Raw genomic sequence first — 23,543 nt, 5'->3', positions numbered from 1 at the left:
TGGCAACACGTGTGTGAAAATTAACTTTGTAACACTCGTTGCTATTAAGTATAAGACATTTAACGTAAAACGTTATTTTCAACACTTTTTATAGGATAAGTAAAAATGAAAATATTTCGGTAGGAAGGCTGGAAGGGGCGCGTTACATACTATATAGTGGCACTCATTATCACTTTTTGGATAATTTTTGACGCGCGAAACTCCCCACGTTCAGATTTTTTCAGAAAAAAATAACAAAAACCACAATTTTTTAAAAAAAAACACGTAATTTCATGTTTTTTTTACTTTTTTTCATTTTTTTTGTATTTTAACTTGACAAAGTACGTTAAACGTAACCTTCGCCGCATTCGCAGGCTGCGTTTTTAGCAGTCGGCAAAGCATTTTCTGATGGCAATGCTTGAACAAACACAGACTTTTTCTGGGACGGGTTGGGTAACCCAACCCCTACACAGGTTTGTGCCCGCCCAGATGCGCCTTGCATTATGCTACAGAAGCGTGTTCTGCGAAATACTAATAAGTCAAGATTCGGAGGTAAATCCATAAGGCTGTTTCGTTGAAGGTAACGTTTTGACGTAAGATGGCGAGTACAGCGTGCTTCTACAGCGAAGTGCTCTGAGGCAAAGGTTGGAATTATTGGAGAATTGAATGCCTCTGAAATGCCCTGGAAACGACCCTGATTTCACTTGACAAATATGTGCTAGGACGGTATAATTGTTAAAAGTGAGTCTTATGTGTTGACTATAAAAAGTAATTATTCATGAGGAATAGAACTGATTACGATCCCGTCTATTTCGCAACACAAAATGGCAAAGAACCTGTAAGAGTTTGGATAGACGATCGTTCTGAAGATCAACAAAAGTTAATATTTGCTGCTATATCTTCCGTTGTTCAGCATTTTCCGAATATCCCAAGGTCAAACCTACTTCGTAGAATATCAGGATATAAAGGCTTGTGGGAAATTCGGATTAGATTAACCCATAAAATGATTGCCAGAATCTTATTTTGTGTGCATGATTCAAAAATTGTGTTTCTTCACGCTTTTATCAAAAAGTCCTACCGCATACCGAAACACGATTTAGACTTGGCTGTAAGAAGAATGCGCGAGTATTTAAATACTATGGAGGATTAGGTCTATGAGAGCCAATAAGCATGAAGGCAGCAATTTCTGGGATCACCTTAAAGAAAAAGGTATCTATGAAGAAGTCCAAGAACTTGCCGAGGAAAGATATGGACACCTTTATCAAAAAGGTAAAACGAGCTTCTTTGGAAAAATAAGGAAATTTCTAAGTAGTATAGCAGGATTCTTTATTAATTGAGTTGTGAGGAAGCCATTGGATCGTCTGTGATCCAGTGGCTTTTTTTATTTATTCCTAAACCTCCAGACTCCCCTCAATAAACTTCGTAAACATATTCTCGACGACTTGACCACCCCTTGCGACAGCCCCTAATACAACGTCTTTTGCTGGGTTTCCATAAAATAAACACAGATGCCCAAAGCACAATCCCGTAGGATTTATTTGCTTCGGATGTAAACTTTTTTTTCGGTTCTCTCGTATAATATGATATAATGGGTCAAGATTCACGGGGAAATCCAAAGGAGAAAGAGACAATGAAGTTGCAATTAGTGTTCGCGCTATTGTTGCTTGGGGCAGTGGTCGGACTGACTGGGTGTTATACGCAATTGGGCTATTATGCGTCTGCAGACTTCGATCGGAGATACCATAAGGTTTTGGAAGAAGAGGAGATGGAACATCACTCCAAAACGGAATCGGAAGCATCCGAATTAGAGAAGCAGGGTGACGATGCTGAAGATTCAGAAGGCTATTACGGCAGACGGAAACGGAGTTATCGTAGGACCTATTCGCATCCGTCCCGCTACGATACCTATCATTGGGCACCTTACGCGCCTTATCCTTATTACGCCTATTCGCCGGTATGGTATCCATTCCACCCTTGGTTTTCTGGATACTACCGTCCGTATTACAGACATTACCGAAGCTACTACCCCTATTATGGATACTATCCTTACACGAATGTCTATAGGCGGTATTACAGTGGCAGTCGGTATGTTCCGCTCTCACGGCGTACCTACCCTAACAGAAGCAATTGGCGAAGTGAAAGCCGACGTTCACGAAGTTCACGGAGTGTGACCTCGCCACGGACGCAATCGGAACGACCCCAGCGACGTACAAGAAATAGAAATGAGTAAATAGGGGTGAGGTAATTCGGGGTTACAAACCCCTCCTACAAATAGCACGGAGGAAAAGGAACGATGAAACGAGCAATATATTTAACATTCATTTGTCTGTTTGCTACGGCTTCCTTTGCGCCTATTAGCACAGCGCAAGTGGAAGAGATGGCAATCGGGAAAACGTTTGGTGTCGGGGCGCGGGCAATGGGGATGGGGGGTGCCTCACTGGGTCTCGCTGATGATTTTACGGCGCTCTATTGGAATCCGGCAGGGATGGCACAGATCCAAAAGTTTGAGATGTTCAGCAGCCTATCGCACAACACAGCGATTGCTGATACCTACTTTACGGGTGATGCAGTGAAAACAGCAACGAGTCGCTCACAGATGCGTCTGAATTCTATTGGGTTTGTCTATCCGTTTCAGGCGAGACAGGGGGGTTGGGCAATCGCTTTCGGTTACAACCGTCCGCAAAACTTTGATTATCAGACAGCGATTCAAGGGATTGATCCGAGTTCCGGTACGGAATTCAGCGGGCTTGCTATCAATGAAACCGATGTGTATAGCGGCGGTATCGGGATTTGGAGTTTCGGCACGAGCGTATACGTCTCAAAACACATTCTGATTGGCGGTTCCTTGGATTTCTGGCACGGGAATAGTCTTAATGAATTGGACGTAACGGCGACCGACATCGTGGACATAGATCGGGAGTTGGCACGTTTCAGATATGACGACGAGATTGATCGGGAGTATTCAGGCGTAGGCGGTAGGATAGGGCTTCTTGCACACCTCACTGATGAGATTAGCCTCGGTGTAAACGTAGTATCCCCCGTAGAATTAGGTGTCGATGAACTCTGGTATCAATCAACGATCGCCGATTACGATGACGGAGAAAGGTCAAGTGATACGGAAAGCGGTGCCTTAGTGTATGATATTGAGCGTCCGTTTGAAGTCGGAACGGGGATTGCTGTGAAACTCTTCGACAAGCAGCTGATATTCGCGGGCGACCTCCAACTGACAGATTGGACACAGACGCGCTACGATCCCGCGCCGGCAGATGATATTTCACAAGACAATTTTGAGGAGTACTATGCCACAACACTTCAGGTTCGATTGGGTGTGGAATATCGGATACCGATTATTACAACACATATCCGCCTCGGCTATCTTCGCGATCCTATCCCGTTCAGATCTACCCAAGTAGATACGCATGATTTCTTGACAGCAGGAGTCGGTAAAATTTTCGAGGATTCGTTGAAACTTGATGTTACGTATGTGCTCGGTGGTTGGGCACAAGAGCGCAATGATGTCAAAACTGAACACTTGACACATCGGGTGTTTGTATCAGCGGCGTATCGGTTTTAATTAGCACGCTTCGCTTTCAGCATTGTCCCGCAAGTCCACACGCGACTTGCGTAGGCGTTCCGCTGCGCTACACTCTCAGGCACCAGCAAAGACGCGAGCGTTACAGAAAGTCTCTTAACTGACCGCTGAGAGGGTTTCGGAACGCAGTGGAGAAACCCGCCCTGACTGCTGACCGCTATTAGCCATTACACCAGTTGAATGTAGCCCATCTGTGCGCCGTCTCCTTTTCGGAGTTCACCACGGATGATACGGGTGTATCCGCCGTTCCGGTCTTGATAACGGGGTCCGATATCATCAAAGAGTTTTCGCAGAACGGCGTGTTTATCAACCCTACTGGCTTCTTCTCCGCGCCTCGGTTTATAATGTAGATGGGTACCATAGAGCATTTTTGCGGCTTGTCGACGTGCGGGCAGATCGCCCTGCTTCGCGAGCGTAATTAATCTTTCAGCAACGCGACGCAGTTCTTTGCACTTAGCGAGCGTTGTCCGAATTTGTTCATGCTCAAAGAGTGCGGTGGCTTGGTTACGAAAAAGTGCCTTCCGATGGCTACTCGTCCGTCCGAGTTTCCTCCCGCTTTTTCTATGACGCATTGTATTCCTCCTATGAGCGTCGTCGTGAAGAATTACATGGGCGGCTGCAAAGATTCTTGCGCCATATTTTCTTCGTCGATGTCGGCATCGTCCATATCGTCGAGTTTCATTCCGAGGAAAAGCCCCATGTTGGCGAGTTGCTCCTTAATTTCGTTAAGCGAAGTGCGTCCGAAATTCTTGTATTCCAACATATCCTTTTCCTCTTTTGTAACGAGTTCTCGGATGGTCTTGATATTTGCAGTTTCGAGACAATTGCTGGCGCGAACCGAGAGCTCGAGTTCCGCGACAGGTTTGGCTAAATATCGGTTGCGCCTCAGTTTTTCCTCATCAATCTCAGGTTCAGGCTCGACGTAGTTCTCATCGAATTCCGTAAAGAGTTCCAATTGTTGTAGTAAAATTTCTGCAGCTCGAGTGACGGCTTCCTTCGCCGTAATAGTGGCATCAGTCCAGACTTCAAGGTTGAGCTTATCAAAATTAGTTGTGTCGCGGACCCGCGTCTCTTCTACCCAGAAATTAACCTTCTCAACGGGCGAGAATTTTGCGTCCACAGGAATCAACCCGATTGGGTTGTCTGTTGGTCTGTGTTCTTCAGCAAGAGAGTAACCACGTCCTGTTTGTACATGAATTTCCATATCCAACCCCTCGCATTCATCAAGTGTAGCAATATGCCGGTCGGGATTGATAATCTGAACGTCTGAATTAGGACGAATATCAGCGGCAGTAACTTCACCTGAACCTTCTGCGTGCAGGGTGAGTGTCATTGGGGTGTCGTTAGTAATCTTGAGGCGCACCTCTTTGAGATTAAGAATGATTTGGACGACATCTTCAAGCACCCCGGGAATTGTGTCGTATTCGTGTTTAACTTGTTCGATCTGAACAGCCGTAATCGCTGCACCTTTGATTGAGGAAAGGAGGACTCGGCGTAGAGAATTGCCGAGGGTTGTCCCAAATCCGCGCTCAAAGGGTTCAGCGGTATATTTTGCGTAATCCGGCTGTAAAGACTCAATATCAGTTTTCAGCCGCTCGGGTATCACGAGCTCGGACCTTATCATCGATTTCCTCCCATAGAATTAAAACGAATGTTAGAACGCGTGCAAACTGAAGCACCGGATGCTGTCGGCGTATTCAACTCACAGTTTGCATCGATAGCGTATGATCGGACATGCCCCACGTCCCTTGTGTGCTGTAAGTCCTTGCGAGTATCTTATCGGATGCAGATGCGCTGTAAGAGTGTCCATGCATAAACACTCAGTATTTAATAACACACACGGTATAGGGGACACGCCTACCTGGAGTAAAGTTCAATGATGAGTTGTGTTTCAAGGTCTGCGGAGATCTGCTCTACCACGGGTGCTCCCTGAACGCGTCCTTCCGTCTTCTCGATGTCAACATCAAGCCATTCAGGTGCGCCGCGATGCTGTGCGTACTCTAAAGCCTCCTGAATAACAGCGAGGTTGCGACTCCGCCCGCGTGGTGCGATGACATCGCCAACTTGTACTATATAGGAAGGAATGTTAACGCGCTTCCCATTGACAGTAAAGTGGTTATGCTTGACGAGTTGACGCGCCTGATTTCGAGATGTTGCGAATCCGAGGCGGAAAACAACATTGTCAAGGCGGCGTTCAAGGAAACCAATTAAATTTTCACCAGCAATACCGCTTTGGCGGGCAGCTTTGAAATAATAGTTCCGAAACTGTTTCTCGAAAACACCATAGGTGCGTTTTACTTTCTGTTTCGCGCGTAACTGCCTGCGGAAATTGTTTTCGCGACCGCGGCGGGGCGGGGTCTGTCCGTGCTGTCCAGGTGGATAGCTACGGCGTTCAAAAGAACATTTCGGACCGTTGCATCGCCGTCCCTTGAGAAAGAGCTTTTCGCCTTCCCGTCGGCATAATTTACAGACTGAATCTAAATATCTGCTCATTCGTATTCCTCAAACCCGTCGTCTCTTCGGGGGACGACATCCGTTGTGTGGGATCGGAGTCACGTCCTTCATTAATGTAATTTCAAGTCCGGCGGCAGCGAGTGCTCGTATAGAAGATTCTCGCCCGGACCCGGGACCTTTGACTCTGACCTCTACGCGTTTCATACCGTGATCCATTGCTCTACGGGCACATGCCTCCGCGGTCTGCTGTGCAGCAAATGGGGTGGACTTTCGTGAACCGGTGAAAGTCATACCAGCATTTGCCCAAGCAACGGTATTTCCGTTTAAGTCTGTGATTGTAATAATTGTGTTATTGAAGGTAGCTTGTATATGCGCTATCCCTTCTGGGACGTTCTTGCGTTCTCTTCTTCTTCCACGCAAAACTGTTCTCCTCTTTGTTAGTTGTCAGTTGTCAGTTAAGAGAGCCTCATGTCCACAGCCAAGGTTAGAGACCTCACCTACGGATAATCGCAAACTGGCAACCCGTACGCGGATTATCCACTCTTGCGTCCTGCCTCTTTGGCTTTTCTACCGACAGAAATCGTCCGCGCCTTACCCTTACGGGTGCGTGCATTGGTATTTGTACGCTGACCGCGGACAGGTAACTGCCGACGGTGCCGCAAGCCACGATAACTGTTGATATCCATCAGGCGTTTAATATTCTGGTCGACCTCGCGACGCAAGTCCCCTTCAATCTTATAATCGAGAATTTTGTCTCGGAGTTGACCGACTTCGTTTTCGGCGAGGTTGTCAACTTTCTTTCCTGGGTCAATGTCAAGGTCGTTGACGATTTGGGATGCCGTGTAACGACCGATACCGTAAATTGCTGTCAGTGCGATATCCACTCGCTTATTTCGGGGTAAATCAACCCCCGCGATCCTTGCCATGATTTTCTCCTTTATTCGCGGACCGCTATTCGTTCTTCGCGGTTCGCGGTCTGCGGTTCGCGGCTTAGGCCACTGACGATTATCCCTGTCGTTGCTTGTGCTTCGGGTTTGAAGGACAAATGACGTGGATAACCCCTTTTCGCTTGATAATTTTACACTGGTTACACATCTTCTTAACAGAAGGTCGGACTTTCATAATTATCTCTTTCCCTTGAAAGGGCTTAACGTCGCCTGCCCCTAAGTTTTCGATCCTTTAAGAATCCTTCATAATGGCGGACGGTTAAGTAGGATTCAATTTGTGACATCGTATCCAAGACAACACCTACAACAATTAAGATAGAAGCACCTTCAACCATGTTGCCGACACCGAGTCGGCTGGTAATAATAATCGGAATCACTGCGATAGCGGCGAGAAAAACAGCACCTGGCAGCGTGATTCTCGTGAGTGTCGTGTTGATGTAATCTGCGGTCTGTTTTCCAGCACGGATACCTGGGATAAACCCGCCATATTTCTGTAAATCCTCTGCCATTTGAACAGGGTTAATTTGAACAGCCGTATAGAAATAGGTGAAACCGATAATCAACAACGCGTAAACGGTGAGGTACAACGGTGTCCCTGGATCAATGAGTGCTTTAGCAGATGTTACCCATGCCCAGTCGCGTGGCAGAAAGTCAAGAACAGTTGGCGGAAACTGAATTAAGGTGACAGCGAAGATAATCGGAATCATGCCTGCTGCGTTAACACGGAGTGGCAGATGTGTTGATTGTCCACCAATGACCCTACGTCCACGAATTTGTCTCCCATACTGAACCGGAATTCTCCGCACAGAAAGCGTAATGAATACCGTACCCATAACAGCTACAATAACGAGAGCCACTAAGAGTGCGAGTTGCAGAATTCCAAACTCTGGTCTTGTCACGAGATTGTTGAAAACGGTCGTAACACCCCCTGGTAACCCGGCGATAATTCCGACAGTAATAATCAACGAAATACCTTGCCCAATACCGCGTTCGGTAATTTGCTCACCGAGCCACATGACAAAAGAGGTCCCGGCTGTAAGTGTCAAAACAACCAGAAAATGCCACCAGAGGTTAGGGTCTCTGACGATCTCCCCCGTTTGACCCGTTATGTTTTCTGGGTTCCGCAGGACAATACTAATTGTTATGCCCTGAATAATACTCAGGATAACCGTTCCATATCGGGTGTATTGGGTAATCTTCTTTCTGCCATCGGGTTCCCTGGAAAGTTTTTCCAAGGAAGGCACGATAACAGCAAGAAGCTGCATAATGATCGAGGCACTAATATAGGGTTGTATGCCGAGTGCGAAGATAGTCATCTGACTAAACGCGCCCCCGGAAAACAGGTCGATGAACCCAATGACATTACCACCGCGCTCCATGAGTTGTTGGAAAAATGCTTCAAGTGCTTGGTCGTCAATCCCTGGAAGTGTAATGTGGGCACCAAGGCGATAAACAACCAAGAGTAACGCTGTAGAAATAATGCGCTTCCGCAATTCGGGAATTTTAAAAGCGTTTTGAAATGCCTTAATCACTTATTTTTCTTCCTCCTTACATGCAAACTGCTAAGCAGCGTCACTGGTGTTTGCATGCAGCCCGAGAACCTCGGCTGTACCGCCTTTGGATTCAATCTTTTCAATTGCGGCTTTTGAGAAGCGATGGGCTTGGACTTTCAACTGTTTTTCGAGTTCACCGTCGCCGAGTATTTTTATCAGCGCATTTTTCCGTTTAATGAGACCAGCTTCGCGAAGCGATTGTGGACTAACAACGGTATCATCCTCAAAAAGGTTGAGCGTTTGAACGTTAATAATATCATATTCAAATCGTTTATGTCCGGTCCGTCGAGGACCTCGCTTAGGGAGCCGTCGTACAAGCGGCATCTGTCCGCCTTCAAACCATGCTGGAATTGAACCGCCGGATCGGGACTTTTGCCCTTTGTGGCCGCGTCCGCAGGTACCCCCATGTCCCGAAGCGTTACCTCTACCCACCCGTTTTCTGGAGCGGGTAGCACCAGGAGCAGGCTTCAATTCGTTGAGTTTCATTAGGGTTTACTCCGTTCGTTATAGATAGCAATTCGTAATTGGCAATTAGCAAAAGGTAATTAGCAACCCCTTAACAATTAACCACCAATTAGCGTTTTTTGAGTAGTTCTTCGACCGACAGGTCCCGTAACCGCGCCACTTCATTAATATCCTTGAGTTGCTTCAACCCTAACATAGTGGCTTCAGCGATATTTTTCATATTCCGAGAAGAGAGGCATTTCGTCAGGGCATCTCGGACCCCTGCGTATTCTAAGATAGCACGCGTCGCGGGTCCCGCAATAATACCAGTTCCAGGACTCGCCGGTTTTAGCAAAACTTTGGCGGATTTGAATTCGCTGATAATCTCATGAGGGAGCGTTCCGTTGACAATCGGCACCCGAACCAGATTTTTTCGGGCATCCGCGAAACTTTTCCGAAGCGCGCCCGGTACTTCGCTCGCGCTGCCAAAGCCGATACCAACGATACCATCGCGATTACCCACAACCGTAAGGGAGTTGAAACTTGGCGTACGCCGCCCCTTACCAACCCGCATAACACGGTTGATCGCAATCATGTGTTCCTCGAATTCAAATTCATCGGGATTGATCTTCTCTTTGAGCAAAAAAAACTCCTATCCGATGTCGGTTCTGTTCACCGTAGGTGCAGAGATAAAACCTGCAGTCCGTGCGGTGTCAGAATCGGGGTTGCGGGGCAGTTAGAACTTCAGTCCCTCTTCCCTCGCGGCTTCCGCGAGAGCTCTTATGCGTCCGTGATAGAGATGCCCGCCCCGGTCAAAGATAGCGACCTCAATCTCCTGTTGCTTGGCTTTCTGCGCAATAAGCGCACCAACCCGCTGTGCTGCTTCAACATTACTGCCATTTGTGACGGTTTCCTTCAATTCAGGGGACAAAGTAGAGGCTTCAGCAAGCGTTACACCAAGCTCATCATCAATGAGTTGCGCATAGATATGTTTTAAGCTTCTGAAAACAGAGAGTCTCGGTCTATCGCCGGTACCGCTAATTTTTTGGCGGACCCGTTTCCGGCGCCGCAAATGGCTCATCCGTTTCTTTTTTATAAGTGTCAAGGGATCTCCTTATCACAATAGGCGCGCTCGTATTTCATAAGACTCTAAGATTCTGTCCTACAGCGCGCAAGGCTCAACAGTATTAAACAGCAGCCTTTCCTTCTTTATCTCGGACGCGCTCACCCTCATAACGGATACCTTTACAAGGCTTATAGGTATCAGGTTTCCTTATTTGACGGATCGAAGCTGCGACCTGACCAACGAGTTGTTTGTCAATACCCGTGACGACGATAGGTGTATGCGCTTGTCCATCAATATTCTCGGAGGGTTCAACACTTAACGTTATTCCGTCAGGTGGTGCGTAGGTAACAGCGTGCGAATAGCCAACGTCAAGAACTAAATTGTTCTCACGATTGACTTCAGCCCGGTACCCTGTTCCCACAACACGCAGCTTCTTCTCAAAACCCTCTGAAACACCGGTAACCATGTTAGCGATAAGACTTCGTGCCAGTCCATGTAAGGCTTTGTAGTGTTTAAGTTCACTTTTTCTTTGGACGGTCAGGACGTTTTCGTCAAGAGCCACATCAATTCCTTCAGGTAGTTGCCAATCGAGGCTGCCTTTAGGTCCCTCCACTTGGACGTTGTTTTCGTCCAAAGCGACCTGTACCTTCTCCGGCAATGGAATCGGTTTAAGTCCAATACGTGACATGCTATCTCTCCCAGTTCACTGAGACGATCAAAAATCTTACCAGACGTAGCAGAGGACTTCGCCTCCGATTTTTTCTCTTCGGCATTCAGGCGTGGTTTTTAGTCCACTGGATGTCGACAAAATAGCGACACCGAGCCCGCCGTAAACACGGGGTAGGCTGTCGGACTTCGCGTAAACGCGTCTGCCTGGTTTGCTGATCCGTCTGAGATTCGTGATGACCTTCTCTTTTCTCGTGCTTCCGTATTTCAAATAGATTCTTAAAATCCCCTGTTTTCCATCTTCAAGTAAGCGATAGTTCCGGATGAAACCTTCTTCTGATAAGATGCGTGCAATCTCAAGTTTAACTTTTGAAGAGGGGATTTCAACGCGTTCATGTCCTGCCATATTGGCATTGCGGATACGAGTCAACATATCTGCAATCGGATCGGTCATCGACATGAAAGATTCTCCTTATTTCATTCTTAGAATGGCTGTCAGCTGTCAGAGCGTTCCGCTGCGTTCTCAGTCGCCAGTAACCCAAATCAACGGTATGAATACTTTAGGGCATTCCCCGTGTGGCAGCAAAACGTTGTTATCCAGCATACGATCTGCTGACGGCTAACTCCTATTTTCTACCAACTCGCCTTTCGGACACCGGGAATTTTACCGGCGCGGGCGAAGAGGCGAAAACAGATACGACACAATTCAAATTTGCGAAGATACCCACGCGACCTGCCACAACTCTTACAGCGGCTGTATTGTCGGGTCCGGAACCGCGGGGTTCTTGCTTGCTTAGCAATCCATGATTTACTTGCCAACCTTGATGCTCCTTTACTGGTATCAGTTGTCAGTTCGGTTTGCTTCGCAAACCTTTCAGTTATCGGTTAAGCGTCCATGTTGTCTTAACTGGTAACCGAAAGGAGACGAAGTCTGCGAACCGAGGACTATTATCGGAATGGCATTCCCAACAATCTTAACAACTCGCGTCCTTCTTCGTCGGTTGGTGCAGTTGTAACAACAGTTATATTCATGCCGCGGATATCGTTAACCCGGTCATAATCAATCTCCGGGAAGATTAACTGTTCCGTGAGTCCAATGGAATAATTACCTCGCCCGTCAAAAGCGTCGGGAGATACACCGCGAAAGTCTCGAATTTGGGGGAGAACAACGTTCACAAGACGGTTGTAGAACTCATACATACGTTCGCGTCTCAGGGTAACTTTACACCCGATCGCCATGCCTTCTCTGACTTTAAAAGCAGAAACAGACTTTTTAGCGTGAGTGATAATAGCGCGTTGTCCTGCGATGAGTGACAATTCTTCGACTGCATCTTCTAATGCGTTCGGATTCTGAATCGCCTCACCGACCCCAATATTGAGTGTGATTTTGTCCAGTTTCGGAATCTGCATCACATTTTCGTAACTAAAATGCTTTAGCAATGCAGGCATGATTTCCGTTTGATAAAATTCTTTGAATGGGCTCATGAGCCTTGTATCCTATAGAAATTATATATTCCCTGCGAGACGCGCTCAAAGCGTGTCTTGTTCAGCGTGCGTGGAAAGTCTGTACCTTAGGCGTCAACCTTTTTGAGATTGGAAATATGAATAGTGCCTTCGCGTTCGACGATCCCACCTTGTCCCATCTGATTCGGTCGGAGGTGGCGCGTAACAATATGAATACCTTCAACGATTGCGCGTTGTTTCTGTGGAAACACCTCCAAAACGACCCCTTGTTTCCCGCGATCCTGCCCACTGAGAACTAAGACCGTATCATCTTTCTTGATATGCAGTTTTCGACGTGCCACAATTGTCCTCCTAAATAACCTCAGGCGCGAGCGAGACGATTCGGGTGAACGCCTTCTCTCTGAGCTCGCGCGCGACGGGTCCGAAGATACGCGTGCCGCGCGGTTGGTTCTGCGGGTCAATAAGCACCGCCGCATTCTGGTCGAATTTGATATAGGAACCATCTGCACGCCGATATTCCTTGGCAGTACGGACAACAACCGCGCGAACAACTTCGCCAGCCTTCACGGATGTATTAGGCACTGCCTCCTTGATGCTTGCAACAATCACATCACCCACGCGCGCATAACGACGACGAGTTCCACCTAACACACTAATGCACATTAATTTCCTCGCGCCAGTATTGTCGGCACAGGTTAATCGAGTATATGATTGAACCATCTTTGTATCCTCCTCCAGCGTTTCAAAAATGTGTGTTTCGGAAACGTCAGAGTCGGGATGAAACCCTTCCTTCTCAAGTACCACTCGTTGCTGGCGCGTCATCTGTTCCATGTACGCGGCAGAAACGACGGACATCTGTTATATCGGTACTTAATCGTCTGCGGGTTGCACCGAGCTCACTATCGTTTGGACCCGCCACCGTTTATGACGGCTCAGTGGACGGGTTTCGACAACCTGTACCACGTCACCGACATTACAACTATTCTGTTCATCGTGAGCCAGAATCTTCTTCGTTTTCCGGACGACCTTCTTGTAAAGGGGGTGTTGATATCGCCGCACAAGCGAGACTGAAACAGTTTTGTCCATACTGTTACTCGTAACAAGGCCTGTCCGAAATTTGCGATGTCTTCGCCTTTCCTCGTTCAACTTTATCCTCCAAACCTACCAAGACCTATTGGTGTTAATAGTTGTCGGTTGTCAGTTATTAGTTAAAAATCGTTTTTGTAACAACCTGCGCGGACTTGGAATACTCTAAGGCGTGGTAAATTGTTACATGAAACCACTTAACCGACAGCCGATGCCTGATAACCAATGACTCTCTATTGTGAACGTCCTTGCAGCACAGTTTTCACACGAGCGATATCCTTGCGAATCTTGCCGATACGTGTCGTGTCCTCTTGTTGTCCTAAGATACTTCGGAACCTCTGGTTAAATAAAGTCTCTTTTAGAGACTGCAATTCACCTTCCAATTCTTCAGTTGTCTTACCGCGTAGTTCATCCGCTTTCATTTTTCTGATTCTCCTTACGTGTTGTCAAAGTTACCGCGCCGTGCTCGCCAGGGGTATTTTCTCCAACCGGAATCGCAGACGAAATTACTCATTCCGTGCAACAAACTTAGTCTTGACTGGTAATTTGTGGGCGGCTCGTTCAAACGCCCCTTTTGCATCCTCAAGCGAAACGCCGCTTAATTCATAAAGGACTCTGCCGGGTTTAACGACAGCGACCCAAAATTCAGGGGGACCTTTTTTTCCACTCCCCATGCGCGTTTCAGCAGGCTTTTTACTAACCGGCTTATGCGGAAAAATTTTGATCCAAAGTTTACCACCACGGCGTACGTAGCGTGTAATCGCAATACGAGCAGACTCGATCTGGTTGCTTGTAATCCAGCCAGCTTCCATTGCTTGTAATCCGTATTCGCCGAAGTTAATTTTTGAACCTCGGACCGGTTTTCCACGGCGTTTTCCGCGATGCACATTTCGATGCATCACGCGTTTGGGCATTAACACCTCAAATGCCTCCTTAAAATGTGTCAGTAGCGTTATGAACGGCTTTGGGAATTGCCACGCCCCCGACGCTGTCGGCGTCGGCCCCTTCCTCTGCCTTGTTCTCCAGATTGTCCGGAACGTCTGTCCCCTTGGCGACGATCTGGACGCTGTGAACCTGTATCTTCACGACGGCCGGGTTGGCGGCGTGCAGAGGGATCGCCTTTTAATTTATCAGGGACACCAATAATTTCGCCCTTGAAAATCCACGTTTTGACGCCTATTTTACCGTATGTTGTATTCGCTTCGGTAAATCCGTAGTCAACATCAGCTCTAAGCGTATGAAGGGGTACCCGTCCCTCAAGACTGGACTCAGATCGGGCGATCTCCTTGCCATCAAGTCTACCACTCACCATAATTTTAACGCCCAATGCCCCAGCTTGAATTGAACTTGTGATATTCCGTCGCATCACCTGTTTAAAACTGGCGCGACGTTCGATTTGGGTCGCGACAGCTTCCGATACAAGTTGTGCATCCAATTCGGGAGTTTTAATCTCCGAGACATTAATCCGGACTGGACATCCAACGTGCTTTTCGAGTAATGCTTGTAATTTCTCAGCTTCTGCTCCACGGCGGCCGATGACAATTCCAGGGCGCGCCGTATGGATATTAATACTACAACGGTCTGCTACCCGTTCGACTTCAACGCGTGAAATCCCAGCGCGCGCAAGTTGCTCTTTGACGAACTCCTGAATCTGAAAATCTTCATGGAGCCACTTTGCGTAATCCCGTTCGCTGTACCATTTTGAATCCCACGTTTCAATGATTCCTAAGCGTAATCCACGCGGGTGAGTTTTCTGTCCCACACAAACCTCCTGTCGGATCTTTCCCATTCGCGACGTGGAGGCTGAGCTGTCTGGGGTGATGCTGTGTAAAGGTACACATCGTTACTCACCATTCTCAGTACTCTCCTCATCAACGACGACGGTGATATGGCTGCTGCGCTTTAGAATCCTATTCGCCATACCTCGCGCCCGGGGCCGAATCCACTTCCGCGTAATCCCCTCGTCAACCCGAATTTCCTTGATGTATAATTCCGCGATATCAACACTCGGGTCTTGATACTGCGCGTTGGCAGCTGCTGATTGAATCAACTTGTAAATTATCGGGGATGCGGCTTTATGTGTAAAGCGCAATTGACTTAATGCATCCTCAACATACTGATTACGGACGAGATCGGCTACTAAGCGTGCTTTCCGAGGTGCAACCGACGCGTTCCGAATCCTGGATCTGGCTTCCATCAGTGTCTCCTAATAAAAGCAATTTTCTAATTTCATCGCTTCCTCAACAGAACTTGCAACCCCATTTCTGAACGAAATAGGGATATGTGAACATCTGCTATCCACGATGAAGGCTATTATCAAACTATCTAACACCGCCACCTGAGTGAGACCGGAAGGTCCGTGTTGGCGAGAATTCACCGAGTTTATGTCCTACCATATTCTCTGTAATATACACTGGAAAAAATTTCTTCCCATTGTAAATCGCCAAGGTATGCCCTACCAACTCAGGGGTTACCATTGAGCGGCGAGACCATGTGCGAATGACCCGTTTGCTACCAGAACGCTCCATAGCGTTTATCTTCTTCACAAGTTTCGGGTCTATGTAAGGTCCCTTTTTGAGAGAACGCGCCATTGTGTTTCTCCTCTACCTTGTAGACACTATGCCCATCAGGCATGAAATCCCCAATGAAAACGACTATTTTCGTTTCCCGAAAATGTAGCGTCCTGATTTCTTCTTCGGGTTCCGCGTCTTATACCCCTTAGTGGGAAAACCCCACGGGGTGACCGGATGTCTACCACCCGAACTTTTTCCTTCACCACCACCATGCGGATGATCGATAGGGTTCATCGCTACGCCTCTAACTTTCGGACGTTTCCCAAGCCATCTCGAACGTCCAGCTTTGCCGATAACAATCTGGCTAACGTTCCCGACTTGCCCAAGCGTCGCCATAGCATTCACCGGAACGAGTCGAATTTCACCAGAAGGCAACTGAATACGTGCGTACTTTCCCTCCCTGTCAACCAAAGAGGCGGCAGCACCGGCACTTCGCACCAATTGCCCACCTTTACCGGGGCGCATCTCTATATTATGGATTGAAGAACCGAGCGGGATTCTTTCAAGCGGTAAGGCGTTTCCAACCCGAATTTCCGCATCCGCGCCTGAGGTGAGTATATCGCCGACCTGTATACCCACTGGCGCGAGAATATATCGTTTCTCTCCATCCCGATAATGGAGGAGGGCTATGTGTGCAGAGCGGTTCGGATCATATTCAATTGCGGCGACTTTGGCAGGTACACCAAACTTGTCGCGTTTGAAATCAATAACCCGATATCGGCGTTTGTGTCCGCCCCCGCGACGCCTCACCGTTAGGCGCCCGTTGGCGTTCCGCCCAGCCATCTTTTTACTGCCTTTGACGAGAGACTTCTCCGGTTTACTCCGGGTAAGCTCTTCAAAGGTATAACCGGTCATAAACCGGCGACTTGGGGTTACAGGTGTATATGTTTTAGGCACTGTGAGTTCCTTATCTGCTTATCCTATATAGACTCAAAAGCTTGGATCGTCGCGCCTTCTCTGAGGGTAATAATGGCTTTTTTCCAATGTGGTCTACGTCCACGCTGGTACCGCAACATTTTACCTTTCGGTTTACCACGAACGCGCATTGTGCGAACTTTGAGAATATCCCCATGAATATCAAACAATTCTTCTGCAGCTCGACGAATCTGAGGCTTCGTTGCGTTTCGATCCACAACGAAAACATACTTATTAGCGTCGCGAAGAATCGTGCTCTTCTCTGTAATCAGCGGTTGTAATATAACCTGATATACATCCTTCATCAGTCTTATCCTTCTGCCTCAGAACCGGTATTAACGAACTTGGATTCCAATTTTTCGACAGCATTCTCGGTGATTATCAATGTGTCATGCCACATAACTTGGTAAACATTGAGCGTATCCCATGTACAGACATTCACTTTAGGGATGTTCCGCACAGATAGATGGATATTCTGATTAGGTTCATCAAGTATGAGCAACACTTTGCCTTCGGCGTTCACAGATTTCAACATGCTAACCATGTCTTTAGTGCGTGGACGCTCAAGCGCGAAGTCTTCAACGAGGATACACTGCTGATTTTGGAACCTATCAGCGAGCGCGCTATGAAGTCCAAGCCGCCGGACGCGTTTGGGCGTATACTGCCGGTAGCTGCGAGGCTTCGGTCCAAACGCTACACCACCGTGGACTCGAATCGGGGATTTAGCATGCCCGACACGGGCTCTACCGGTTCCCTTTTGGCGATAGAGTTTTCTTCCACTCCCCCTCACGTCGCTCCGAGTCTTTGTTGATGCGCTGCCTTGCCGCTGATTAGCAAGATAGGCAACAACACACTGGTGAATGACTGGACCGTTCACCTCAGCATCGGTGAACACATCAGCCAATTCCTTTTCGCGAAGGACATCGCCGGAACTGTTGTGTACGTCTAAAGTTGACATCTTTGTGTGTTTGCTTCCTCTCGGCAACCGTTGAGCCGTCATTGCCGACTATGCATTGCGTGCTTTAGATGCCTTTTTAATTAGGAGAAGTCCGTTGGGTGGTCCCGGTACAGCTCCTTTTACAACCAATAGGTTGCGGTCGGCATCGGCTTGAATCACAGGTAGATTTTGGACAGTATGTCGTTTAGCACCATGACGTCCAGCCATGCGCTTCCCTTTAAAAACGCGAGAGGGTGTCGCACTTGCCCCGATAGAACCCGGTCGGCGAAGGTCTTGTTCACCCCCGTGGCTCTTCTTACCACCAGCGAATCCCCAGCGTTTAACCACACCTGTGAAACCACGTCCTTTTGAGGTGCCTGTTACGTCAACAAACTCACCAGCTGAAAAGAGGCTTGCATCAACGACATTCCCTACGGACACATCCTCAAGACTCTGAACCCGAAATTCACGAAGTACGAATGCTGGGTCTACGCCAGCTTTCGCGAAGTGTCCGCGCTTCGGACTATTCGTACGACTCTCTTTCTGTTCACCGAAACCTAACTGAACTGCCTGATAGCCGTCTTTTTCTTGCGTTTTCAGTTGGACAATCGGACAGGGACCCGCTTGAATAACGGTAACAGGTATCGCTTTGCCTGATTCCTCAAAGACTTGCGTCATGCCGACCTTGCGGCCTATAATTCCATTAATCATTTTTCTAAGAATCCACTACGTTTCACAAACCAGAATCAACGGTATGAAGCCCGTATGGGCTTCACCGGGGTATGAACCGGGGTTTGTGGTTAGGTCCAGCTTCCTCTGGATGCTGATAGATAGCAGATTAAGAATCATACATATCCTCAGTCGCGTCAGAATTCGACGCACACCACCGCGCAACGTAGTGGAGCGGTGACCAGAGCTAATAGTTAGAGAAGCGTAATTTTGACATCAACACCTGCAGGCAGGTCCAACCGCATTAAATCATCAACGGTTTTAGGGGTTGTTTCTGAGATATCCAAAAGCCGTTTATGAATCCGCATCTCAAACTGTTCGCGCGATTTCTTATCTTTAAAAGTCGAACGCTGAACGGTATAGAGATGCTTTTTCGTCGGCAATGGAATTGGACCAGAAACAGCTGCGCCCGTCCGTTTTGCAGTATCTGCTATTTGCTTTGACCACAGATCCAACAACCGATAGTCAAATGCCCTGAGCCGGATCCGAATCTTTTGATTGTCCATCTTTCCGTATCGCCTTCATCAAACAGGGAACGCTTTTTGTAGGAACGAAACCCTCTGTTGATGCCTTAAAAGGGCGGAACTGGTTGTTCCGCCTGCTCTATTACTCAAGAATTCTGGAGACAACACCGGCACCGATAGTCTGTCCACCTTCTCGAATAGCGAATCGGAGTTGCTCCTCCATCGCGATAGGTTTAGACAGTTCAACGGTAATCTGGGCGTTGTCGCCGGGCATAATCATTTCAATGCCTTCAGGCAAGTTCATCTCTCCAGTCACGTCAGTTGTCCGGAAATAGAACTGCGGGCGGTATCCGCTAAAGAAGGGATTGTGGCGTCCACCTTCATCTTTTGTCAGAATGTAAGCTTCGGCTTCAAACTTGGTGTGTGGTTGAACAGTGCCTGGAATTGCCAAGACTTGCCCGCGCTCAACTTCATCGCGGTCAACACCCCGTATCAAGGCACCAATATTATCACCCGCACGTCCCTCGTCAAGGAGTTTACGGAACATTTCAACACCAGTGACAACGGTGGTTTGTGTTTCGCGGAGCCCCACGATTTCAACGGAATCGCCTGTTTTAATGATACCACGCTCAACCCGTCCCGTAACGACCGTACCGCGTCCACTAATGGTAAAGATGTCCTCAATCGGCATCAAGAAGGTTTTTTCAGTGTCGCGGACAGGTTCTGGAATGTAGTCATCAACGGCTTCCATGAGTTCCAAGATGGATGCACATGCTTCGCTATTCGGATCGCCGCCACCGTCCATTTCTTCATAGGCTTGAAGGGCAGATCCGATAACGACCGGAATATCATCACCGGGGAATTCATAGTCGCTTAGCAATTCACGGACTTCGAGTTCAACGAGTTCGAGAAGCTCTTCGTCATCAACCATGTCTGCCTTGTTAAGGTAGACAACGAGGGACGGCACGTTCACCTGTCGAGCGAGTAGGACGTGCTCACGGGTTTGCGGCATAGGACCATCAGCAGCAGACACAACGAGAATAGCCCCGTCCATCTGTGCTGCGCCTGTAATCATGTTCTTGATATAGTCGGCGTGTCCTGGGCAATCAACGTGGGCATAATGCCGATTCTCAGTTTCATACTCCACGTGGGCTGTATTAATCGTAATACCACGCTCTTTTTCTTCCGGTGCCTTGTCGATCTCGTCATATTCCATGACGTAATCTTCGTTGGCAAGGTTCGAGAGCACCATAGTAATCGCCGCCGTAAGCGTTGTCTTACCGTGGTCAACGTGGCCAATTGTTCCAATATTGACGTGTGGCTTAGTCCTTTCAAACGTTTCCTTAGCCATTTTTGTCCGAGCTCCAATAAAATTGTGTTGTTTTGGGTATTGTAGACACCGTTTCAAGTACTGTCAATAGATACATACACTTTATATCTTAAAACCGCGTCCCCCATTTCTATAAGGTAGCCAAACGTCTTAGCGTATGGCAAACCGTTTCATTTACTCAAACACTGTGCCCGCTTATAGGAAGAGATAACACTCCTACAGTTCGGGCACATCCTAAATACTTAACGTTTCGCTGCTGAAATTAAGTCCTCCATTACACTGGTAGGGACTTCGTTATAATGAGAAAATTCCATAGAGTAGTTCGCTCTACCTTGGGTGAGCGACCTAAGGACCTTGACGTATCCAAACATCTCTGAGAGCGGCACATCAGAACGAATGACCTGAATACGAGATTTTCCTTGCACTTCCGTTTGACGTATTTGTGCGCGCCGGGAGTTTAGATCGCCTATCACCTTGCCGAGATACTCGTCAGGGACGATCACCTCAACATCCATAATAGGCTCAAGAAGTGTCGGTGTGGCCCGTTTCATTGCATCTTTGAATGCCATAGATCCGGCTATGGAGAAAGCCATTTCCGAGGAATCAACGGCGTGATGCGATCCATCAACGAGTTTCACCGATACATCCACCACCGGATAGCCCGCCAGAACACCTGTGTTCATGGCATTCTCAATTCCTTTTTGTACCGCTGGAATGTACTCTTGCGGAATAACGCCGCCCTTCGTGTCATCTATGAACTCAAAACCGGTGCCTTTTTCAAGAGGTTCTACTTCAATGACGACGTGCCCGAATTGCCCTCTACCCCCAGATTGGCGCACAAAACGTCCGACAGATCTCACCGAGTCAAGAATTGTTTCCCGATAGGCGACTTCTGGATTCCCGACATTCGCCGAGACATTAAATTCGCGTACAAGCCTATCAACGATGATTTCGAGGTGAAGTTCACCCATTCCAGAGAGCAAAGTCTGTCCTGTTTCCGGGTCTTGATGGACTTTAAAAGTTGGATCCTCTTCGGCAAGTTTCGAGAGCGCGAGGTTCAACTTATCAATATCAGATTGTGTGCGGGGTTCAACAGCAACAGCCATGACGGGAAGTGGGAATACCATCGTTTCCAAAGTAATATGCGCCTTCGGATCACAGAGCGTATCACCCGTTGAAAGGTCTTTTAATCCGATTGCTGCTGCGATGTCACCGGCATAAACGGCATCATGTTCCTCACGTTTGTTGGCATGCATCTGCATCAAACGTCCAATCCGCTCATGTTTACCAGTCTTACTGTTGTAAAGGGTATCACCTTTGTGGAGAACACCAGAATAGACACGGAGATAAGTGAGTTTACCGACGTGCGGATCTGTTGTAATTTTGAATACCAGCGCACAGAAAGGCGCGTTCTCATTGGCTTCTCGTACTTCTTCTTCCTCAGTCTTCGGATGAAAGCCCATTACAGGTGGCACATCCGTCGGTGCTGGCAGGTAAGAAACGATAGCGTCCAAGAGGGGTTGGACTCCCTTGTTCTTCAAAGCCGTTCCGCAAAGGATCGGGACAATTTTGCCCGTGACGACCCCATTACGGAGTCCTGCTTTAATTTCCTCTGGTGAGATCTCAGCACCATCCAAGTACTTAAGAAGGAGTTCTTCATCAGAATCAGCGATAGACTCCAACATCCGCTCGCGATATTCCAATGCCATCTCTTCCATCTCTTCGGGAATATCGGTTTCTTGGATGAGAGTGCCATCGCGTCCAGAGGCAGCAGACATGTTCCAGATCTGCCCTTTCATTGAGATGAGGTCAACGATACCCGTAAACTGTTCAGCCGAACCGATTGGTAGTTGCACAGGGATGGCGTTCGCACCGAGGCGTTCTTCCATCATTTCGACGGTACGAAAGAAATCCGCGCCCGTTCGATCCATTTTATTCACGAAAGCGATGCGCGGTATATCGTATTTATCAGCCTGTCGCCAGACGGTCTCAGATTGGGGTTCAACGCCACCAACCGCACAGAAAACGGCAACCGCGCCATCAAGGACGCGGAGAGAACGTTCAACTTCGACAGTGAAATCAATATGCCCCGGTGTATCAATAATATTAATATGGTGTTTTTTCCATTGGCAGGTTGTCGCGGCAGCAGTGATTGTAATACCGCGCTCCTGCTCTTGCACCATCCAATCCATAGTGGTGGTGCCATCGTCCACATCACCGATCCGATAAACTCTACCGGTATAATACAAAATTCGCTCGGTCACGGTAGTTTTACCGGCATCAATATGCGCCATGATACCAATATTTCGCATGTGGGGCAATTCTAAGCGATGGGAGGTATCCTGTTTTTTGTTCGCCACGGTTGCGTGACTCCTTTTGATTTTTTAGTAAGTTGCGGTCCTTAGGACCGCGCTTACGTTTTTACCATCGATAATGTGCAAAAGCCCGGTTTGCATCAGCCATCCGATGCTGATCCATTTTTCTACGGATTGCCCCGCCTTCGTTCCGCGAAGCCTCCATGATTTCGCCTGCGAGACGTTCAGCCATCCGTCTTTCACCGCGAGAACGCGCCGATTGGATAATCCAGCTGAAAGCCAGTCGTTGTTTCCGTTCCGCCTTTACATCAACCGGGACTTGGTATGTTTGGCTACCGACCCGTCTCGGTCGAATTTCTAACACAGGTTTGACGTTGTTAATCGCTTGCTTAAAAACCGTAAAACCGTCTTCATTTGTCCGCGATTCGATGATCTGAAAACTCTCGTATAAAATGGATTGCGCAGTGCTCTTCTTTCCATCGAGCATGAGACTATTAATAAACTTCGAGACCAATTTGCTATTGTAGGTTGCGTCAGGGTTAACGTCGCGCTTGGTAATGTTTCCACGTCTCGGCATCAGGTATTCCTCCGTTGTTTAACCCGGTTTGCGTGCGCCGTACTTTGAACGCCCTTGGCGGCGGTTGTCAACACCGGCGGTATCCAACTTGCCACGAACGATGTGATAGCGTACATTAGACAGGTCTTTAACGCGTCCACCGCGGACTAAAACAACTGAGTGTTCCTGCAGATTGTGGTCGATCCCCGGAATGTAACAGGTCGCTTCATAACCAGAAGTAAACCGTACACGAGCGACTTTACGCAAAGCCGAATTCGGTTTGTTGGGTGTTACGGTTTTGACCTGTAAACAGATACCGCGACGCTGAGGACACTGCTGTAGCACTGGCGACTTCGTTTTCTTCCGATACCGCTTACGCGGCTTTTTGATTAACTGATTAATTGTTGGCATTTTGCACCTCCGCCACGCCATATCTAAGGGCTTCTGAATTAAAAAAACCCCACGCGGGGCAT

34 protein-coding genes and 1 pseudogene are annotated in these 23,543 nt (G+C 47.9%); 4 read left to right on the top strand and 31 right to left on the bottom strand.

What is annotated here, in order from left to right; genetic code table 11:
• Positions 1–757: 757 nt before the first annotated feature.
• From OXN25_24720 to OXN25_24705, 4 genes are all read left to right on the top strand, one after another.
• Positions 758–1,129, top strand: coding sequence for a type II toxin-antitoxin system RelE/ParE family toxin (locus OXN25_24720; GenBank protein MDE0428071.1), 372 nt, complete (start codon positions 758–760; stop codon positions 1,127–1,129).
• Positions 1,130–1,133: 4 nt separating this feature from the next.
• Positions 1,134–1,316: a hypothetical protein gene (locus OXN25_24715; GenBank protein MDE0428070.1), complete on the top strand. Its 183-nt coding sequence runs from the start codon at positions 1,134–1,136 to the stop codon at positions 1,314–1,316.
• Positions 1,317–1,609: 293 nt separating this feature from the next.
• Positions 1,610–2,209: a hypothetical protein gene (locus OXN25_24710; protein ID MDE0428069.1), complete on the top strand. Its 600-nt coding sequence runs from the start codon at positions 1,610–1,612 to the stop codon at positions 2,207–2,209.
• 63 nt (positions 2,210–2,272) lie between these two features.
• The gene (locus OXN25_24705) at positions 2,273–3,553 is read left to right on the top strand and encodes a hypothetical protein (GenBank protein MDE0428068.1); all 1,281 of its coding nucleotides are present in this window, start codon (positions 2,273–2,275) and stop codon (positions 3,551–3,553) included.
• Between the two features lie 185 nt (positions 3,554–3,738).
• Here the strand turns inward: OXN25_24705 and rplQ are convergent, their stop codons facing one another.
• The 31 genes and pseudogenes from rplQ to rpsL all read right to left on the bottom strand — a co-directional run bounded on the left by rplQ (position 3,739) and on the right by rpsL (position 23,481).
• Entirely contained in the window at positions 3,739–4,143 is a 405-nt protein-coding gene (rplQ, locus tag OXN25_24700; protein MDE0428067.1) for a 50S ribosomal protein L17, read from the bottom strand.
• A gap of 32 nt (positions 4,144–4,175) precedes the next feature.
• A complete protein-coding gene (locus OXN25_24695) occupies positions 4,176–5,195 on the bottom strand; it encodes a DNA-directed RNA polymerase subunit alpha (GenBank protein ID MDE0428066.1) in 1,020 nt (339 codons plus the stop codon).
• A 233-nt stretch (positions 5,196–5,428) separates the two neighbouring features.
• Positions 5,429–6,064, bottom strand: a complete 636-nt coding sequence (gene rpsD / locus OXN25_24690) for a 30S ribosomal protein S4 (GenBank protein ID MDE0428065.1) — start codon at positions 6,062–6,064, stop codon at positions 5,429–5,431.
• A gap of 9 nt (positions 6,065–6,073) precedes the next feature.
• Complete coding sequence (gene rpsK / locus OXN25_24685) at positions 6,074–6,445, bottom strand: 30S ribosomal protein S11 (protein MDE0428064.1); 372 nt, start codon at positions 6,443–6,445, stop codon at positions 6,074–6,076.
• A gap of 113 nt (positions 6,446–6,558) precedes the next feature.
• Complete coding sequence (gene rpsM, locus OXN25_24680) at positions 6,559–6,951, bottom strand: 30S ribosomal protein S13 (GenBank protein MDE0428063.1); 393 nt, start codon at positions 6,949–6,951, stop codon at positions 6,559–6,561.
• 79 nt (positions 6,952–7,030) lie between these two features.
• Positions 7,031–7,147 carry a 50S ribosomal protein L36 gene (gene rpmJ, locus OXN25_24675; GenBank protein MDE0428062.1) on the bottom strand — a complete coding sequence of 39 codons (117 nt, stop codon included), beginning with the start codon at positions 7,145–7,147 and terminating at the stop codon, positions 7,031–7,033.
• A gap of 25 nt (positions 7,148–7,172) precedes the next feature.
• Positions 7,173–8,504, bottom strand: a complete 1,332-nt coding sequence (gene secY, locus OXN25_24670; GenBank protein ID MDE0428061.1) for a preprotein translocase subunit SecY — start codon at positions 8,502–8,504, stop codon at positions 7,173–7,175.
• Between the two features lie 30 nt (positions 8,505–8,534).
• Positions 8,535–9,011, bottom strand: coding sequence for a 50S ribosomal protein L15 (gene rplO / locus OXN25_24665; protein ID MDE0428060.1), 477 nt, complete (start codon positions 9,009–9,011; stop codon positions 8,535–8,537).
• A gap of 88 nt (positions 9,012–9,099) precedes the next feature.
• Positions 9,100–9,612, bottom strand: coding sequence for a 30S ribosomal protein S5 (gene rpsE, locus OXN25_24660; protein ID MDE0428059.1), 513 nt, complete (start codon positions 9,610–9,612; stop codon positions 9,100–9,102).
• A 93-nt stretch (positions 9,613–9,705) separates the two neighbouring features.
• Positions 9,706–10,050, bottom strand: coding sequence for a 50S ribosomal protein L18 (gene rplR, locus OXN25_24655; protein MDE0428058.1), 345 nt, complete (start codon positions 10,048–10,050; stop codon positions 9,706–9,708).
• 106 nt (positions 10,051–10,156) lie between these two features.
• A complete protein-coding gene (rplF, locus tag OXN25_24650; GenBank protein ID MDE0428057.1) occupies positions 10,157–10,723 on the bottom strand; it encodes a 50S ribosomal protein L6 in 567 nt (188 codons plus the stop codon).
• A gap of 36 nt (positions 10,724–10,759) precedes the next feature.
• Complete coding sequence (gene rpsH, locus OXN25_24645; protein ID MDE0428056.1) at positions 10,760–11,161, bottom strand: 30S ribosomal protein S8; 402 nt, start codon at positions 11,159–11,161, stop codon at positions 10,760–10,762.
• 173 nt (positions 11,162–11,334) lie between these two features.
• On the bottom strand, positions 11,335–11,520 hold the full coding sequence (locus tag OXN25_24640) for a type Z 30S ribosomal protein S14 (GenBank protein MDE0428055.1): 186 nt from the start codon (positions 11,518–11,520) through the stop codon (positions 11,335–11,337).
• 129 nt (positions 11,521–11,649) lie between these two features.
• On the bottom strand, positions 11,650–12,186 hold the full coding sequence (rplE, locus tag OXN25_24635; protein MDE0428054.1) for a 50S ribosomal protein L5: 537 nt from the start codon (positions 12,184–12,186) through the stop codon (positions 11,650–11,652).
• Between the two features lie 86 nt (positions 12,187–12,272).
• Positions 12,273–12,506 (bottom strand): 50S ribosomal protein L24, encoded by a 234-nt coding sequence (locus OXN25_24630; protein MDE0428053.1) that lies wholly within the window; start codon positions 12,504–12,506, stop codon positions 12,273–12,275.
• 10 nt (positions 12,507–12,516) lie between these two features.
• Positions 12,517–12,885: a 50S ribosomal protein L14 gene (rplN, locus tag OXN25_24625; protein MDE0428052.1), complete on the bottom strand. Its 369-nt coding sequence runs from the start codon at positions 12,883–12,885 to the stop codon at positions 12,517–12,519.
• A 150-nt stretch (positions 12,886–13,035) separates the two neighbouring features.
• Entirely contained in the window at positions 13,036–13,311 is a 276-nt protein-coding gene (gene rpsQ, locus OXN25_24620) for a 30S ribosomal protein S17 (GenBank protein MDE0428051.1), read from the bottom strand.
• A gap of 173 nt (positions 13,312–13,484) precedes the next feature.
• Positions 13,485–13,673, bottom strand: coding sequence for a 50S ribosomal protein L29 (rpmC, locus tag OXN25_24615; protein MDE0428050.1), 189 nt, complete (start codon positions 13,671–13,673; stop codon positions 13,485–13,487).
• An 84-nt stretch (positions 13,674–13,757) separates the two neighbouring features.
• The gene (gene rplP, locus OXN25_24610; protein MDE0428049.1) at positions 13,758–14,171 is read right to left on the bottom strand and encodes a 50S ribosomal protein L16; all 414 of its coding nucleotides are present in this window, start codon (positions 14,169–14,171) and stop codon (positions 13,758–13,760) included.
• A 221-nt stretch (positions 14,172–14,392) separates the two neighbouring features.
• Positions 14,393–15,013 (bottom strand): annotated as a pseudogene (gene rpsC / locus OXN25_24605) (30S ribosomal protein S3).
• An 81-nt stretch (positions 15,014–15,094) separates the two neighbouring features.
• Positions 15,095–15,448, bottom strand: coding sequence for a 50S ribosomal protein L22 (rplV, locus tag OXN25_24600; protein ID MDE0428048.1), 354 nt, complete (start codon positions 15,446–15,448; stop codon positions 15,095–15,097).
• A gap of 124 nt (positions 15,449–15,572) precedes the next feature.
• On the bottom strand, positions 15,573–15,842 hold the full coding sequence (rpsS, locus tag OXN25_24595) for a 30S ribosomal protein S19 (GenBank protein ID MDE0428047.1): 270 nt from the start codon (positions 15,840–15,842) through the stop codon (positions 15,573–15,575).
• Positions 15,843–15,905: 63 nt separating this feature from the next.
• Positions 15,906–16,721: a 50S ribosomal protein L2 gene (gene rplB / locus OXN25_24590; GenBank protein ID MDE0428046.1), complete on the bottom strand. Its 816-nt coding sequence runs from the start codon at positions 16,719–16,721 to the stop codon at positions 15,906–15,908.
• Positions 16,722–16,744: 23 nt separating this feature from the next.
• Positions 16,745–17,044, bottom strand: a complete 300-nt coding sequence (rplW, locus tag OXN25_24585) for a 50S ribosomal protein L23 (GenBank protein ID MDE0428045.1) — start codon at positions 17,042–17,044, stop codon at positions 16,745–16,747.
• Between the two features lie 5 nt (positions 17,045–17,049).
• The gene (rplD, locus tag OXN25_24580) at positions 17,050–17,697 is read right to left on the bottom strand and encodes a 50S ribosomal protein L4 (GenBank protein MDE0428044.1); all 648 of its coding nucleotides are present in this window, start codon (positions 17,695–17,697) and stop codon (positions 17,050–17,052) included.
• Between the two features lie 48 nt (positions 17,698–17,745).
• Complete coding sequence (gene rplC / locus OXN25_24575; GenBank protein ID MDE0428043.1) at positions 17,746–18,387, bottom strand: 50S ribosomal protein L3; 642 nt, start codon at positions 18,385–18,387, stop codon at positions 17,746–17,748.
• A 212-nt stretch (positions 18,388–18,599) separates the two neighbouring features.
• On the bottom strand, positions 18,600–18,911 hold the full coding sequence (gene rpsJ / locus OXN25_24570) for a 30S ribosomal protein S10 (GenBank protein MDE0428042.1): 312 nt from the start codon (positions 18,909–18,911) through the stop codon (positions 18,600–18,602).
• A 100-nt stretch (positions 18,912–19,011) separates the two neighbouring features.
• Positions 19,012–20,220: an elongation factor Tu gene (tuf, locus tag OXN25_24565; protein MDE0428041.1), complete on the bottom strand. Its 1,209-nt coding sequence runs from the start codon at positions 20,218–20,220 to the stop codon at positions 19,012–19,014.
• A gap of 221 nt (positions 20,221–20,441) precedes the next feature.
• A complete protein-coding gene (gene fusA / locus OXN25_24560; GenBank protein ID MDE0428040.1) occupies positions 20,442–22,559 on the bottom strand; it encodes an elongation factor G in 2,118 nt (705 codons plus the stop codon).
• A 61-nt stretch (positions 22,560–22,620) separates the two neighbouring features.
• Positions 22,621–23,091, bottom strand: a complete 471-nt coding sequence (rpsG, locus tag OXN25_24555; protein MDE0428039.1) for a 30S ribosomal protein S7 — start codon at positions 23,089–23,091, stop codon at positions 22,621–22,623.
• An 18-nt stretch (positions 23,092–23,109) separates the two neighbouring features.
• On the bottom strand, positions 23,110–23,481 hold the full coding sequence (gene rpsL / locus OXN25_24550) for a 30S ribosomal protein S12 (GenBank protein MDE0428038.1): 372 nt from the start codon (positions 23,479–23,481) through the stop codon (positions 23,110–23,112).
• Positions 23,482–23,543: the final 62 nt, after the last annotated feature.

It is taken from the genome of Candidatus Poribacteria bacterium (assembly GCA_028820845.1).
GTDB lineage: Bacteria > Poribacteria > WGA-4E > WGA-4E > WGA-3G > WGA-3G.
Note: the sequence above shows the minus strand (reverse complement) of the source record. Positions and strands in the feature narration are given on the sequence as shown.

Excerpts from the sequence above, each read along its gene's own strand:
- rpsG (MDE0428039.1), bottom strand. The coding sequence starts at position 23,091 with ATGCCGAGACGTGGAAACATTACCAAGCGCGACGTTAACCCTGACGCA.
- rpsD (MDE0428065.1), bottom strand. The coding sequence starts at position 6,064 with ATGAGCAGATATTTAGATTCAGTCTGTAAATTATGCCGACGGGAAGGC.
- rplR (MDE0428058.1), bottom strand. The coding sequence starts at position 10,050 with ATGAGCCATTTGCGGCGCCGGAAACGGGTCCGCCAAAAAATTAGCGGT.
- rplF (MDE0428057.1), bottom strand. The coding sequence starts at position 10,723 with ATGTCACGTATTGGACTTAAACCGATTCCATTGCCGGAGAAGGTACAG.
- OXN25_24720 (MDE0428071.1), top strand. The coding sequence starts at position 758 with ATGAGGAATAGAACTGATTACGATCCCGTCTATTTCGCAACACAAAAT.
- rplE (MDE0428054.1), bottom strand. The coding sequence starts at position 12,186 with ATGAGCCCATTCAAAGAATTTTATCAAACGGAAATCATGCCTGCATTG.
- rplW (MDE0428045.1), bottom strand. The coding sequence starts at position 17,044 with ATGAAGGATGTATATCAGGTTATATTACAACCGCTGATTACAGAGAAG.
- rplC (MDE0428043.1), bottom strand. The coding sequence starts at position 18,387 with ATGATTAATGGAATTATAGGCCGCAAGGTCGGCATGACGCAAGTCTTT.
- OXN25_24710 (MDE0428069.1), top strand. The coding sequence starts at position 1,610 with ATGAAGTTGCAATTAGTGTTCGCGCTATTGTTGCTTGGGGCAGTGGTC.
- OXN25_24715 (MDE0428070.1), top strand. The coding sequence starts at position 1,134 with ATGAGAGCCAATAAGCATGAAGGCAGCAATTTCTGGGATCACCTTAAA.
- OXN25_24705 (MDE0428068.1), top strand. The coding sequence starts at position 2,273 with ATGAAACGAGCAATATATTTAACATTCATTTGTCTGTTTGCTACGGCT.
- rplN (MDE0428052.1), bottom strand. The coding sequence starts at position 12,885 with ATGGTTCAATCATATACTCGATTAACCTGTGCCGACAATACTGGCGCG.
- rpsS (MDE0428047.1), bottom strand. The coding sequence starts at position 15,842 with ATGGCGCGTTCTCTCAAAAAGGGACCTTACATAGACCCGAAACTTGTG.
- rpsJ (MDE0428042.1), bottom strand. The coding sequence starts at position 18,911 with ATGGACAATCAAAAGATTCGGATCCGGCTCAGGGCATTTGACTATCGG.
- rpsM (MDE0428063.1), bottom strand. The coding sequence starts at position 6,951 with ATGGCAAGGATCGCGGGGGTTGATTTACCCCGAAATAAGCGAGTGGAT.
- tuf (MDE0428041.1), bottom strand. The coding sequence starts at position 20,220 with ATGGCTAAGGAAACGTTTGAAAGGACTAAGCCACACGTCAATATTGGA.
- rplD (MDE0428044.1), bottom strand. The coding sequence starts at position 17,697 with ATGTCAACTTTAGACGTACACAACAGTTCCGGCGATGTCCTTCGCGAA.
- rpmJ (MDE0428062.1), bottom strand. The coding sequence starts at position 7,147 with ATGAAAGTCCGACCTTCTGTTAAGAAGATGTGTAACCAGTGTAAAATT.
- rpmC (MDE0428050.1), bottom strand. The coding sequence starts at position 13,673 with ATGAAAGCGGATGAACTACGCGGTAAGACAACTGAAGAATTGGAAGGT.
- rpsL (MDE0428038.1), bottom strand. The coding sequence starts at position 23,481 with ATGCCAACAATTAATCAGTTAATCAAAAAGCCGCGTAAGCGGTATCGG.
- rplV (MDE0428048.1), bottom strand. The coding sequence starts at position 15,448 with ATGGAAGCCAGATCCAGGATTCGGAACGCGTCGGTTGCACCTCGGAAA.
- rplO (MDE0428060.1), bottom strand. The coding sequence starts at position 9,011 with ATGAAACTCAACGAATTGAAGCCTGCTCCTGGTGCTACCCGCTCCAGA.
- rplQ (MDE0428067.1), bottom strand. The coding sequence starts at position 4,143 with ATGCGTCATAGAAAAAGCGGGAGGAAACTCGGACGGACGAGTAGCCAT.
- OXN25_24695 (MDE0428066.1), bottom strand. The coding sequence starts at position 5,195 with ATGATAAGGTCCGAGCTCGTGATACCCGAGCGGCTGAAAACTGATATT.
- rpsH (MDE0428056.1), bottom strand. The coding sequence starts at position 11,161 with ATGTCGATGACCGATCCGATTGCAGATATGTTGACTCGTATCCGCAAT.